The following is a 12,612-nucleotide window of genomic DNA, read 5'->3' on the forward strand; positions in this document are numbered from 1 at the left end:
GGTCTGGAGTGGGTGGGGTGAAGGCGCAGGGGAGAGGAGGGGAGGGAGGGGGAGGGGAGGGGGGTTAGGGGGTGCGGGGTTTGCTTTGGGTGAGGGCGGCGCCGGCGAGGATGATGAGGGCGCCCACGGGGGTGTTCCAGGAGAGGTGTTCGTTGAGGAGGGCCACGCCGGAGGCGGTGGCGATCACGGGGACGAAGTAGGTGACCATCTGGGCGGTGGTGGGGCCGACCTCCGCGACCAGCCCGTACTGGAGGAGGAAGGCCACGCCGGTGCCGAAGGCGCCGAGGGCGAAGACGGCGAGCACCGGGAAAAGTGGGAAGGCGGTCGGGGCCGGAGTGAACAGGGCCGCCACGACGGCCAGTTGGGCGGCGGCGAGCAGGAGCTGGGTGCTCGACATGGAAAGGTGCGAGTGCCGGCTGCCGGCGAGGGTGCGGCGGACGTAGATCCAGCCGACCGGGTAGCTGAGGGAGGCGCCCAGTGCCATGGCGGTGCCGGTCAGGTCGGTGCCGGAGAAGCCCTGCCAGGCGCCGAGGACGGTGAGGACGCCCAGGAAGCCGATGCCGAGGCCCGCGACGCGCCGCCGGGTGGGCCGGTCCTCCGAGAGCGCCACCACCGACAGTGCCATGCCCCACAGCGGTGAGGTGGCGTTGCAGATGCTGGCAAGGGTGGAGGGGATGGTCAGCTCGGAGTAGGCGAAGAGGGAGAACGGCAGCGCGTTGAGGAGGAACGCGGCGACGGCGAGGTGGCCCCAGGTGCGGGGCGAGCGGGGGAGGCGTTCGCGCTTGATCGCGAGGATCGCCAGGAGCACCAGTGCGCCGAACGCGACGCGGCCGAGGGTCACCTGGAGCGGGGCGAATCCTTCGGTCCCGACCTTGATGAAGAGGAAGCTGAAGCCCCAGACCAGGCAGAGGAAGGCGAAGCGGAGCTGCCAGGCGACGGTGCGGCGCGGAGTGGCGGGCGGGGCCGTGTCCGGGGGTGCGGCGGTCGTTGCCCGTGCGGTCGCGGTCGCGGTCGCGGTCGCGGTCGCGGTCGCGGTCGCGGTCGCGGGCCGGGGTGGGGGACCGGTGGGGGGCGCCGGCACGGGTGCTGGGCTGGTGCTGGGGGAGGTGGCGGCGGGCGCGTCGGTGGAGCTCATGGGACCTAAGATGCATGCCGCAAATTCGTAGAACAAGCGAGTTTTCGTTCTAGATATCGCTTAGCATTGCTTACATGTTGAATCTTGATCGGCTAAGGACGCTGTCCGCGATCGCCCGGCACGGTTCGGTGAGCGCGGCGGCCGAGGGACTGCACGTCACGACCTCGGCGGTCTCCCAGCAGATCGCCAAGCTGGAGCGCGAGACGGGGCAGCAGCTGCTGGCCAAGAACGGGCGCGGGGTCCGTCTGACGGACGCCGGACGGCTGCTCGCCGACCATGCGGTGCGCATCCTCTCGCAGGTCGAGCTGGCGCAGGCCGAGCTGGAGGCGCACCGCGGTCAGCCGGTGGGCGAACTGCGGATGGGCGCCTTCCCCACGGCGGCGCGCGGGCTCTTCCCGTCCGCGCTGGCCGAGCTGCGGGCCGAACACCCGCAGCTGCGGCCGCGGTTGAGGGAGAAGGAGCCGGACGACTCGGTGCGCGGAGTGGTCCGCGGCGATCTGGATCTCGCGGTGGTGCTGGACTGGTACAACCGGCCGCTCTCCCTGCCGGACGGGCTGGCGAAAGCGCCGCTGCTCGACGATCCCTCCGATGTGGCGATGCCGTCGGACCATCCGCTGGCCGGGCGGCGGTCGGTGGAGCTGGAGGAGTTCGCGGATGACGAGTGGATCTCGTGGCCGCAGGGGGAGTTCTGTCATGAGTGGCTGATGTTCACCCTGCGCAGCAAGGGGGTGGAGCCGCGGATCGCGCATCTGGCGGAGGAGCATCACACCCAACTGGCGTTGATCGCCGCTGGTTTGGGGGTTGCGGTGGCGCCGCGGCTGGGGCGTGGGCCGGTGCCGGAGGGGGTGAGCGTGGTGCCGGTGCGCCATCCGATGCGGCGCCATGTCTACGCCATCTGGCGCGCGGACGCCGACCGCCGGCCCTCGATACGGGCTGCCGTCGCGGCGCTCCGGAGGGCCGGGGAGCGAGTGGAGGCCGGGATGGGCGGGGAGCCGGTCGGACGGTGAGCGGGGCGGATGGCGAGCCAGTTGGATGATGAGCGGGTCGGACGGTGAGCCGGTTGAAAAGGGAGTCGGTCGGGCGGTCGGTCAGGCGGCCGGTGAACCGGTTGGAGGCGAACCGGGCGAGGGGCGAACGGGCCGGACGGTGAGGGGGTGGGGGCGTCGGGGGCCCGGTGGGTGAGGGTCCGGTGAGGTGGGTCTCCGGGAGCCGGCCCCTTGAGCGGCCAACGTCAGCGTTGCTTCCAGCCCCAGCCCCAGCCCCAGCCCCATCTCTCCCTACGGCCCCCCTCCGGCGCCCGGTCCGGAGCCGGCCCCAGGCCACCGGTCGGCATCAGACTCGCCCCCAGCCCCACGCCCACCCCCAGGCTCGCCCCCAGTCCCAGTCCCAGTCCCAGTCCCAGACCCAGCCCCAGGCCCAGGCTCGCCCCCAGTCCCAGTCCCAGTCGCAGCCCCAGACCCAGCCCCAGGCCCGGCCCCACCCCCACCCCCAGGCCCAGATCCAGCCCCGACCCCGGTCCCGTCCCCGTCCCCCCGGCCGGTCTCAGGTTGTGTGATGCCGTGGATGAGGTTCAGGTGGAGCAAGTCCTGGGGGCGGATGTGGAGTTGGTTGGCGGTGTGTCGGGCTTGGGTCGGGGGGCGTTTGAGGATGGCGGTGGCCAGTTCGGGGGCGATGACGGAGAAGTAGCTGTCGGGGGTGGCCCAGAGGCGGTCGGGGGCGCAGAGCGCCAGGGCGCCGCCGGAGCCGCCCTCGCCGATGAGCAGGGAGGTGACCGGGACGCGGGCGGAGGCGAGCGCGGCGAAGGTGTCGGCGATGGCCGCGCCGGCGCCCGCGCGCTCGGCGTCCGCGTCGTTGGCGGCGCCCGGGGTGTCCACGAGGGTGAGGACGGGGATGCCGAGCCGGTCCGCGAGCCGTATCAGGCGGGTGGCGGTGCGGAAGCCGGCGGGGCGGGTGGCCGTGCCGCACTGGGCGGCGAAGGCGAGGGTGCGGCCGTCGCGGTGGCCGAACCCGCAGCGCATCCCGGGATCGCGGCCGCCGCACCGGTCGCCGCTGAGCTCCGCCCAGTCGTCGAAGTACGCCCGCAGATACGCCTCGGCGCGCGGCCGGCGGGGGTCGCGGGCCCGGCCCACCGCGTCCCAGCCGGTCTCCGGCAGCGCGGCCGTGCCCAGGGCCGGCGGTACGGGCGCGGGTGCGGCGGGCGGTGCCGGGGCGGGGGAGAGCAGGCGGAGCCAGTGGCGCAGGGTGGCCCGGAGGGCGTCGGCGGGGACCACGGCGTCGACCTGGCCGGCCGCGAACTGGCCCTCGGCGGAGTAGGCGTACGGATCGGCGTCCGGGGGCCGCACCCGTGAGCCGGCGAAGCCGACCTGGGCGTCGGGCAGGGCCAGGATCACATCGGCGCCGGCGCCCAGGGTCGCCCACCCGCCGCCGGTGGTGGGGTCGCGCAGAACGGCGATCTGGGGCAGGCCCGCGGCGCGGTTGAGCGCGGACTGCCGGGCCACGCGCTGGAGTTGGGCCAGGGCGCGCATGCCCTCCTGCATGCGGCTGCCGCCCGTGGCGATCAGGGAGACCAGTGGCAGGCGGCGTTCGCGGGCCGCGGTGTAGGCGGCGACGAGGCGGTCGCCGGTGCGTTCGCCGAGGGAGCCGCCGAGGAAGCCGAACTCGAAGGCGAGGATCACGAGGTCGGTGCCGCCGGTGGTGGCGAGCGCGGTGACCACCGCTTCGTCCTCGCCGGTGCGGGTGCGGGCGCGCTCCCGGGCGGTGCCGTAGCCGTCCCAGCCGAGGGGGCCGTCGGGCGGGTGGGCGCCGTCCGGTGCACCGGGTGGGCGGGGGGCGCCGGCGGGGGTGAAGGGGGTGGCGGTGTCGGTGACCGCGGCGATGGCCTGGCGGGCGGTGAGGCGGAGGCGGGGCAGGGGGGCGGCGCCGTACCGCGGGTGGTCAGGCATCGGGGGCGCCGGCCGGGGGCTGGGCGGGGCGGAGGTCCCGCTTGAGGACCTTGCCCATGTCGTTGCGGGGGAGGGCGGTGAGGAAGTGGACGGTGCGGGGGCGTTTGTGGGGGGCGAGCTGGCGGGCGACGTGGTCGGTGAGCTCCTGGGCGGAGGGGGCGGGGGCGGCGCCGGGGCCGGTCTCGGGCACGATCCAGGCGACGATCCGTTCGCCGAGGTCGGCGTCCCGTTCGCCGGTGACCGCGGCCTCGGCCACGCCGGGGTGGGCCAGGAGGGCGTTCTCGATCTCGCCGGCGCCGATTTTGTAGCCGCCGCTCTTGATGAGGTCGGTGGCCTTGCGGCCGACGATGCGGTAGTTGCCGGCCGGGTCGCGGACGGCCATGTCGCCGGTGCGGAACCAGCCGCCGTCGAAGGCCGCGGCGGTGGCGTCGGGGCGGTTGAGGTACTCGGTGAAGAGGTTGGGGCCGCGGACCTGGATCTCGCCGACCGTCTCGCCGTCGCTCGCCTCCACGGCCCGGCCCGCGTCGTCGACGAGCCGGACGTAGACCCCCGGGAGCGGTACGCCGACGGTGCCGGTGGCGTCGGGGCCGTCGGCGCGGACGCTGGTGTTCATGAGCGTTTCGGTCATGCCGTAGCGCTCGATGACGCGGCGGCCGGTGGCGGCGGTGAGCCGTTCGTGGTCGGTGAGCGGCAGCGCGGCCGACCCGGAGACCAGCAGCCGGGCCCGGGCCAGCGCCTTGGCCAGCGCCGGGTCCTCCCCGGCGGCGAGGGCCAGGCGGTGGTACATCGTCGGTACGCCGAAGAGCATCGTGCCGTCCGCGGAGAGTTCCCGGGCGACCGCTTCGGTGCTGAAGCTGCCGAGGTGGTGGACGCTGCCGCCGCGGCGCAGCGGGCCGAGGACGCCCAGGATCAGGCCGTGGACGTGGAACAGCGGCAGGGCGTGGACCAGGACGTCGTCGGCGGTCCACTGCCAGGCATCCGCCAGGGCGTCGAGGGTGTGGGCGAGGGCGCGCCGGGGGAGGACGACGCCCTTGGGCGGGCCGGTGGTGCCGGAGGTGTAGACGATCAGGGCCGCGGATTCGTCGCCGGGCTCGACGGGGAGCGGGCCGGGCGGGGTGTCCTCGCCGGGGGCGGTGGCGGCGGGGGCGAGGCGGGGGAGGGCGGCGAGCGGGCCGGGGAGTTCGGTGTCCGCTGCGGCGAGGACGAGGGCGGGGGCGCTGTCGGCCACGATGTGGGCCAGTTCGCGCTCGCCGATTCTGGGGTTGACCGGGACCGCGGGCACGCCGGCGAGCAGGGCGGCGACCACGCCGACGGCGGTCTCCGGCGTCGGCGTCGCCCAGATCGCGAGCGGGGCCCGGCCGCCGGGGGCCAGCTCGGCGATCCGCTCGGCGAGGGGGCCCGCCACCGCGGCGAGTTGGCGGTGGCTGAGCGCGCGGTCGCCGAAGCGCAGGGCGGGGGCCGGGGAGCCGTCGCGCAGTGCGGGGAAGAGCACGTTCACCAAGGTCTCCTTCGTCGTCGGGCGCCGGCCGGGGCCGGGCTGTCGCCGTCCGGCCCGCGCCACCGCGCGGAGCGGGCCGACGTACTCCACTCTCGCAGAGTCCGCCGGTCCCGCGTCCGACGCGCCGCCGGCCTGTGGACAACCCCGCCCGCCCCCCCCGCCCTCACCCCGGGATCTTGCGGAAGTCCCAGGTCACCACCGTCTCCGGAACGAGCCGGAGCCAGGCGTGCCGGCCGTCGTGCGGCATCGCGGCGAGCCCGAAGTACTTCGCCGCGAACAGCCGCTCCGGCGCGGCGAGTTCCGGGCACGGTTCGCCGGTGCGCGGTGCCTCGCCGACGGGCTCGGCGCGGCCGGTCAGTTCGGCGCCGCGCAGTTCGCCGTAGGTGTGGCCGTCGTCCACGAGGACCGCGGTGCGCGGGTCGCTGCGCAGCTGCGCCCAGCGCTTGCTGCGGGTGATCGAGTAGAGCCAGAGCGCCGTGCCGTCCCAGACGAACCACAGGGCGCCCAGGTGCGGTGCGCCGTCCCGGCCGATCGTGGCGACCCGGCAGGTGCGCCGTTCGGTCAGGAAGGCGTCCAGTTCGTGCGGGGTCATCATGATCCGGCGGCCGTGCCGCTGCGCCGCGGTCGCCCGGTGGGTGCCGGCCGTGTCCTGTGTGCCGCTCATCGCTCGCCGCCTCCCGTACGTACCTGACGGAGCGTCAGGAATGGTGGGGGAATCATCCGGGCTCTTCCGGCCGGACGCAATGGGGGATACCCTCGCGCCTCCCGGACCCGCCGCCGGCGCCGGGCCGCGCCGCCCGCGCCCGGCCCCACCGGCCGCCGGCGCGCCTGCTCCTGAAGGGACTGCCGATGCCTGCGGACACCCGGCCCGACGCGCAGCTGGACCCGGCCACCACGGTGCTGCTCACCGTCGAGTGCCAGCGCGGCGTGGTCGGCGCCGACAGCGCGCTGCCCGAACTCGCCGAGGCCGCCCGCACCTCGGGGGCGCTGGTGCGGATCGCCCGCCTGGTGGCCGCGGCCCACGACGCCGGCGTCCAAGTGGTGCACGCGATCGCCGAACGGCGCCCCGACGGCCGCGGCGCCAGCCGCAACGCCCGGCTCTTCCGGGCGGCCGAGCGGCTGCCCGTACGGCAGCTGACCGGCTCCACCGCGGTCCGGGTCGCCGAGCCGATACCGGTGTCGGAGGACGACCTGGTGCTGCGCCGGCTGCACGGGCTGTCCCCGCTCGCCGGTACCGGCGCCGACGCGCTGCTGCGCAACCTCGGGTGCCGCACGCTCGTCGTCACCGGGGTGTCGGCGAACGTGGCGGTCCCCAATGCGGTGTTCGACGCGGTCAACCTCGGTTACACGGCGGTGGTGCCCGCGGACGCCATCGCGGGGGTGCCCGCCGCCTACACCGCCGCGCTGGTCCGCCACACCCTCTCGCTGGTGGCCACGGTGACCACCACCCGGGCCGTGCTCGAGGAGTGGCGGCGGCCGCGCCGGGCCCGCTGACGGGCGCGGAACCGGCGCGGGCGCCCCGGGGTCAGGGCCCCACCGGGCCGTCCTGCGGGGCGGGCAGCGCGTCCCGCAGGAAGTCCCGCTGGACGCGCAGCAGGTTGGCGTTGACCGCGTCGTCGGCCGGCAGGTGGGTGGCGCCCGGCAGCGGCAGGACGGTGTGCGGCCGCCCCGCCGCCAGCAGCTCGGCGGAGAACCGCAGGGTGTGCGCGACGGCGACGTTGTCGTCGGCCAGCCCGTGGACCAGCATCAGCGGGCGGCGCAGCAGGGCGCCGTGGCCGGCCAGGGAGGAGCGCGCGTAGTGCTCCGGGTGCTCCTCGGGGTGGCCCAGGAACCGCTCCTTCCAGTGGGTGTCGTACAGCCGCTGGTCGGTGGGCGGCGCGCCGGCCACCGCGGCGTGGAAGACGTCCGGGCGGTGCAGGACGGCCGCCGCGGCCAGGAACCCGCCGAACGACCAGCCGCGGATCGCCACCCTGCTCAGGTCCAGGTCGCCGAACCGCGCCGCGGCCGCCCGCACCGCGTCCACCTGGTCCTCCAGCGCCGGCCATAGCTGGTCGCCGTGCACCGCCTTCTCCCAGGCGGGGCCCCGGCCCGGGGTGCCGCGCCCGTCCGCCACCAGGACCGCGAACCCCTGCTCGGCGAACCACTGGGACACGCAGCCCGTCCACCCCCGTCCCCGTACGGCCAGTTGCGTGCCCGGGCCGCCGTACGGGTCGAGCAGGACCGGCAGCTTCCCGGCGCCCGGCCGGTGCCCGGAGGGGAAGTGCAGCTGCGCGCGCACCTGCCGCTCCCCGAGGGAGAGGTGGAGCGGCCGCGGGGTCACCAGGGGCTCCTCGGCGAGCGAGGCGATGGCGCCGCCCGGCTGCGGGGCCGGGGCGCCGTCCCGGACGACGCGGGTCTCCGGTCCGTGCGGGGTCCGTCCGGTCAGGACGGTGGTCCCGCCGCGCCCGGTGCCCGTCCAGACGCCCGGGTCGGAGCTGAGCCGGCGGCATCCGGCCCCGGGCGCGTAGCGCCACACATGGGTCTCCTCGGGCTCCTCGCTCGCCGTGAACAGCACCCGCTCGCCCTCGATGCCCAGGACCTCGCGGAGTTGGAGTCCGGCGGGCGTCACCCGCCGCCCGCCCACGGCCAGGTGGCGGGTGCCGCCGTCGTCCTCCGGGACCACCAGGGCGCCGGCCGCCGTACGGGCCGGAGTGCCGGGCACCAGCTCCACCCAGGCGGGGTCGGTCCGCTCGTGCCGGAGTGCGGTGGCGCCGGTCGCCGGGTCCACCGCGAGTGTCCGCAGCACCCGCTGGTCCCGGCTCTGCACGGCCAGGTACGGGCCGTGCGCGTCCCAGCCGGCGGCGGTCAGGTACTCGTACGCCGCGCGGTCCCAGGCCACTTCGGTGCGGTCGCCGTCCACCGTGACCAGGTGCGCGGTCACCTCGGCGTTGGCGGTGCCGGCCGACGGGTAGCGGATCACCCGAGGGGGCCGGGACGGGTCCGCCGGGTCGCTGAGGTGGCGCCGCGCCACCGGGGAGGTGTCGACCCGCGCCACCAGGAGCCGCCGGCTGTCCGGTGCCCACCAGTAGCCGCGCGACCGGCCCATCGACTCGGCGGCGACGAACTCGGCGAGTCCGTAGGAGACGTCCGGGCCCTCCGCGCGGGCCAGTTGGCGGCCGCCGCCGCTCCCGTCCAGGCGGGTGACGTGCAGACCGCGCCCGCTCACGTAGGCCACGTACCGCCCGTCGGGCGACGGCCGCGGGTCGACCGCCGGCCCGGCGGCGGGCACCGGGAAGGGCGCCCCGCCGTCCGTCCGGACCGCCCACAGCGCACCGGACAGGGCGAACACCACCACCCGCGCAGCGGCGTCGGCGGCGTACCCCGTCACCCCGGTGGACCGGTCCCGGGCCCGCTCGCGGCGCAGCCGCTCCTCCTCGGGGACGTCCTCGGGGCCGGGCCCCACCAGGCGCGCGGGGTCGGCCAGCAGGTGCTCCCGCCCGTCCTGGTACTGCCACAGCCGCCCTACGGGGTCGCGGCCCGACCCGGTGCGGACGAAGAGCACCCGGCGCCCGTCGGGGGAGACGGTGAACTGCCGGGGGACACCGAGGGAGAAGCGCCGGGTGCGGGCGAACTGCTCGGGGAAGGCGTCGGAGTCGGCGGCTGGGGTGGGGGCGGCGTGTTCGGTGGGGTCGTCGGGCCGGTGGTGGGTGGGGTGGTGCACGGTGGCGTCCTCTCCGGGCGGCTGCTGGTATCAGGGGAAGGGGCAGGATCGGGTCAGGGGCGGGGGTGCTTCGGGTGCGGTGGTGCGGTGGTGCGTTCCGGGGGCCGGCGTTCCGGAGCCGGGCAGGGGTGAGCGTCCGGCCGCGCGGGGACGCGTCGGACGGTGCAGCGACGGGGGCGTCGGGAGGGTTGGGAGGCGGGGACCGCGGGGCCGGGGCGTCGGCGGAGGGACGCGGGGCGGCCGGAAGGGCGGTCCGGTGGAGCATAGCGGGTCGCCGCAAGTAGGCGGAAGGCGGGGCGGGTTGACCCCCGGGACGGGCTCTGCGCGGACTGGAACAGTTGTACGGGGTTCTGGTAGGGGGTGGTGTAGCGTGGAGCGGTGGACGATCTTGAACTGCGCCTTCTTCACGCTCTGAAGATCGACGGCCGGGCCTCCTACAGCCGGCTGGCGAAGGTGCTGGGGGTGTCGGACCAGACCGTCGCACGGCGTTACCGCAAGCTCCGGTCGGACGTGGGGATGCGAGTGATCGCCCGTTCCGACCCCCGGCTGCTGGGCAAGTCCGAGTGGTTCGTCCGGCTGCGGGGCGCCCCGGGGACGGTGGCGCGCGCGGCCGCCCTGCTGGCCCGGCGGGAGGACGCGTCCTGGGTGAGCGTCACCTTCGGCGGAGCCGAGGTCGTGAGCCTGGTCCGCTCCGGGAACGCCCACGGGGACCAGCAGGCCCTCGTCCACCACTTGGGCAGCCTGCCGCAGGTCCACTCGGTGGTCGCCCTCAACGTGCTGCACACCTTCGTCGGCGAGCAGGTCTTGTGGCCGGGGCTGGCCAGCGACCTCGGTGAGGCGCAGGTCCGGCAGCTGGCCCAGGCCCTGCCCGCGCCGGTGGACCCGGACGGCCTCCGGCTCACCGACGCCGACCTGGGGCTGATCGAGGCGCTGGGCGCGGACGGGCGGACCTCGCTCCAGCGGCTGGCGGTGGTCACGGACGCCGCCGAGAACACCGTACGCCGCCGCCTGGAGTACTTACGGGCGTCCGGTGCCCTCTACTTCGACCTCGAACTCGACTACCACCTCCTGGGGTTCGAGGCGCTGGCGCTCCTCTGGCTGTCGGTGCCGCCGCGGCGCCTCATACCGGCCGCCGAGGGCCTCGCGCGCCATCCGGAGGTCTCCTTCGTCGCGGCGACCACCGGGCCGACCAACCTCCTGGCGTCGGTCATCTGCCGCGACAACACCCGGCTCTTCGACTACCTCGCGGGCCAGGTGGGGGCGATGCCAGGCGTGTACCACGTCGAGGTCGCCCCCATCACCCGCATGATCAAGCGCGTGGTGACGCCGACGCACGCGGTCTGAAACCGGCCCGCGCACCGGCCTTGGGGCCCGCCGGCCCGGCCGTCGCCAGGGCGTAGACCGGCCCGTACCAGTTCCGGCCGGTGACCCCGGTCGCCAGGCCGAGGCCGGCGGCGGTGCGGGCCAGCGCCCCGGTCAGGCAGGTGCGGTCGTCGCCCGGCCGGGAGTGCGGGGGCGGCGAGGGCAGCCGCCAGCCGTCCAGGCACGCCGCGGCCAGGGCCAGCAGCGCGTACCGGTCCGCCAGCGCCCACAGCGCCGGATCGTTGTCCGGCAACCGCCCCCGGCCGCCCGGGAGTTCGGGCTGCACCGCCGGGGCCGCCCGCAGCACCGCCCGGCGCTCCTCCTCCAGCGCGCGCACCAGGCTGCCCAGCGGGGCCTTGAGGACGGTGGCGGGCACCACCGTCAGCGGCTGGGCGAGCCGGCCGTCGCCGGTGGCGAGCGCCGGGACCAGGGCGGCCACCGCGCGCAGCCGGGCGGCGGCGCCGGGCGCACCGGCCAGGGCGGCGAGCCGGCCGACGTGGTGCCGGTAGCCGGCCGCCTCCACCGGGTCCGCGGGCGCCGGGCCCGCCCAGGCCGCGGCCAGGCCGTCCGCGGCGTCGAGCAGCAGCCGCGGGGCGAGGTAGCGGGCCACCGCCGCGGCCGGCTCGTGCCCGGCCGCGGCCCTGGCCAGGCGGTCGCAGGCCCACAGGTCGGCGTGGGCGCCGGCGACCGCGGTCACGACCCGAACGGGGGGCCGGCCGCGGCCCCGGTGGGCCCGCAGATGGCGGACGGTCGCCGCCAGGGCCGCGCCGGCGTGGTGGAGCGGCGCGGCCGGGGTCATGGCGTCAGCTCCAGCGAGATGTCGCTGGCGAGGATCTCCTGGAGGAGCCGCTGCACGGACGGGGAGGGTTCCACGCCCAGTTCGCCGACCATGGACCGGCGCAGGTCGTGGAAGACCTGTAGCGCGCGGCCCCGGTGGCCGCTGCGGTAGAGGGCCAGCATGAACTTGGCGTGCAGGCCCTCCTCGAAGGGGTGGGCCTGGACCAGGCCGGCGAGTTCGGCCAGTGAGGAGTGGTGCAGGCCCAGGCGCAGCTGGGCGTCGATCCGGCGCTCCTCCGCCGACAGCCGCGACTGGCGCAGCGACGCCGCCTCGGCCCTGAGCAGCGGGCCGTGCTCCACGTCGGCGATCGCATCGCCCCGCCAGAGCCCTTCCGCACGTTCCCAGTGGCCCACCGCTTCCCGGTCCATTCCGGCCGCGACCGCGGCCTCCGCCCGGGCCAGGCAAATCCGGTATTCGTGCAGATCGAGGGCGCCTTCCGGCGTTTCTAATCGGTAGCTGGTGCCGCTCGTCTGGAGGACTTTCCGGCTCACCTCGCTTGACGGAATGCCCAGGCCGGCCGCTATTAATTTGCGCAGCTGCACGATGTAGGTCTGGACGGTGGTGACCGCACTTTTCGGGGGTTCATAGGCCCATAGTTCGCGGGTCAGCGAGGAAATGGAGACGTAGTGGGATTCGTTGAGGAGGAGGAGCGCCAGGATCTGTCTGACCTTGTGCGCCGGCGGCTTCACCTCGATCAGGTCGGAAGATACGTGCACCGGACCCAGAATAGAGAATTTCATTGACTCCCCCGTCCAAGAGAGAATGTCTCCATAGGTGTTGATTGCACATTGTTGCCCACCGGATCGTGACGGCGTCAAGTGCCAGATCACTTCTTTGCGTATGCTTTACCGGATTGGGCTTGACTTTGCCTTGGATTGTGAGACCTCACCGCCGGAATCCGCGCGGCCTTAACGCGGATTTGACGCGCCATGTGGTCGAGGCCGCCGGGCGGGTAATCACCGGTAAGCATTCTGCCGGACATTTCCCTGGGGGCCTGTGGTGTGTCTGCTTTCCGACGCTTTCCGGTCCCGCGGGACCGTTTTCCGACAGTCCCGCCGGTCGGTTGCGGTGTACTCGACCGTCACCTGACCGGCCCCGCCGCCCGGCCGCCGGCCCGCGCCCCGCACTCGGCCCAGA

Annotated in this window: 9 protein-coding genes and 1 pseudogene; 3 read left to right on the forward strand and 7 right to left on the reverse strand. The window is 75.4% G+C overall.

The window, feature by feature from the left end:
- Positions 1-64 precede the first annotated feature (64 nt).
- Positions 65-1,135 carry a DMT family transporter gene (locus MUU72_RS22405; RefSeq protein ID WP_248015149.1) on the reverse strand — a complete coding sequence of 357 codons (1,071 nt, stop codon included), beginning with the start codon at positions 1,133-1,135 and terminating at the stop codon, positions 65-67.
- Positions 1,136-1,209: 74 nt separating this feature from the next.
- Between MUU72_RS22405 and MUU72_RS22410 the strand changes: the two genes are divergently transcribed.
- A complete protein-coding gene (locus MUU72_RS22410; protein ID WP_248015150.1) occupies positions 1,210-2,142 on the forward strand; it encodes a LysR family transcriptional regulator in 933 nt (310 codons plus the stop codon).
- Positions 2,143-2,667: 525 nt separating this feature from the next.
- On the opposite strand, the pseudogene MUU72_RS22415 reads toward MUU72_RS22410, so the two are convergent.
- The 3 genes and pseudogenes from MUU72_RS22415 to MUU72_RS22425 all read right to left on the reverse strand — a co-directional run.
- Positions 2,668-4,077, reverse strand: a pseudogene (locus MUU72_RS22415) (carboxyl transferase domain-containing protein); the annotation flags it as partial.
- Positions 4,070-5,575, reverse strand: a complete 1,506-nt coding sequence (locus MUU72_RS22420) for an acyl-CoA synthetase (protein WP_248015151.1) — start codon at positions 5,573-5,575, stop codon at positions 4,070-4,072. The pseudogene MUU72_RS22415 and the gene MUU72_RS22420, both read right to left, overlap by 8 nt.
- Positions 5,576-5,738: 163 nt before the next feature.
- Positions 5,739-6,239, reverse strand: coding sequence for a pyridoxamine 5'-phosphate oxidase family protein (locus MUU72_RS22425; RefSeq protein WP_248015152.1), 501 nt, complete (start codon positions 6,237-6,239; stop codon positions 5,739-5,741).
- Positions 6,240-6,424: 185 nt separating this feature from the next.
- On the opposite strand from MUU72_RS22425, the gene MUU72_RS22430 reads away from it, so the two are divergent.
- A complete protein-coding gene (locus MUU72_RS22430; protein WP_248015153.1) occupies positions 6,425-7,069 on the forward strand; it encodes a cysteine hydrolase family protein in 645 nt (214 codons plus the stop codon).
- Between the two features lie 31 nt (positions 7,070-7,100).
- Here MUU72_RS22430 and MUU72_RS22435 read toward each other — a convergent pair whose 3' ends face one another.
- Positions 7,101-9,275, reverse strand: a complete 2,175-nt coding sequence (locus MUU72_RS22435) for a S9 family peptidase (RefSeq protein WP_248015154.1) — start codon at positions 9,273-9,275, stop codon at positions 7,101-7,103.
- Positions 9,276-9,653: 378 nt separating this feature from the next.
- Here MUU72_RS22435 and MUU72_RS22440 point away from each other — a divergent pair, with 378 nt between their 5' ends.
- On the forward strand, positions 9,654-10,619 hold the full coding sequence (locus tag MUU72_RS22440) for an Lrp/AsnC family transcriptional regulator (RefSeq protein WP_248015155.1): 966 nt from the start codon (positions 9,654-9,656) through the stop codon (positions 10,617-10,619).
- Here the strand turns inward: MUU72_RS22440 and MUU72_RS22445 are convergent.
- Positions 10,585-11,436 carry a hypothetical protein gene (locus MUU72_RS22445; RefSeq protein ID WP_248015156.1) on the reverse strand — a complete coding sequence of 284 codons (852 nt, stop codon included), beginning with the start codon at positions 11,434-11,436 and terminating at the stop codon, positions 10,585-10,587. The genes MUU72_RS22440 and MUU72_RS22445 overlap by 35 nt on opposite strands.
- Complete coding sequence (locus tag MUU72_RS22450; protein ID WP_248015157.1) at positions 11,433-12,191, reverse strand: AfsR/SARP family transcriptional regulator; 759 nt, start codon at positions 12,189-12,191, stop codon at positions 11,433-11,435. The genes MUU72_RS22445 and MUU72_RS22450 overlap by 4 nt, the downstream gene beginning before the upstream one ends.
- Positions 12,192-12,612 lie beyond the last annotated feature (421 nt).

The organism is Streptomyces rhizoryzae (genome assembly GCF_023155275.1).
GTDB lineage: Bacteria > Actinomycetota > Actinomycetes > Streptomycetales > Streptomycetaceae > Streptomyces > Streptomyces rhizoryzae.

What these genes read in the sequence shown, in the direction of transcription:
- MUU72_RS22405 (WP_248015149.1), bottom strand. Translation starts at nt 1,135, where the DNA reads ATGAGCTCCACCGACGCGCCCGCCGCCACCTCCCCCAGCACCAGCCCA.
- MUU72_RS22410 (WP_248015150.1), top strand. Translation starts at nt 1,210, where the DNA reads ATGTTGAATCTTGATCGGCTAAGGACGCTGTCCGCGATCGCCCGGCAC.
- MUU72_RS22425 (WP_248015152.1), bottom strand. Translation starts at nt 6,239, where the DNA reads ATGAGCGGCACACAGGACACGGCCGGCACCCACCGGGCGACCGCGGCG.
- MUU72_RS22430 (WP_248015153.1), top strand. Translation starts at nt 6,425, where the DNA reads ATGCCTGCGGACACCCGGCCCGACGCGCAGCTGGACCCGGCCACCACG.
- MUU72_RS22445 (WP_248015156.1), bottom strand. Translation starts at nt 11,436, where the DNA reads ATGACCCCGGCCGCGCCGCTCCACCACGCCGGCGCGGCCCTGGCGGCG.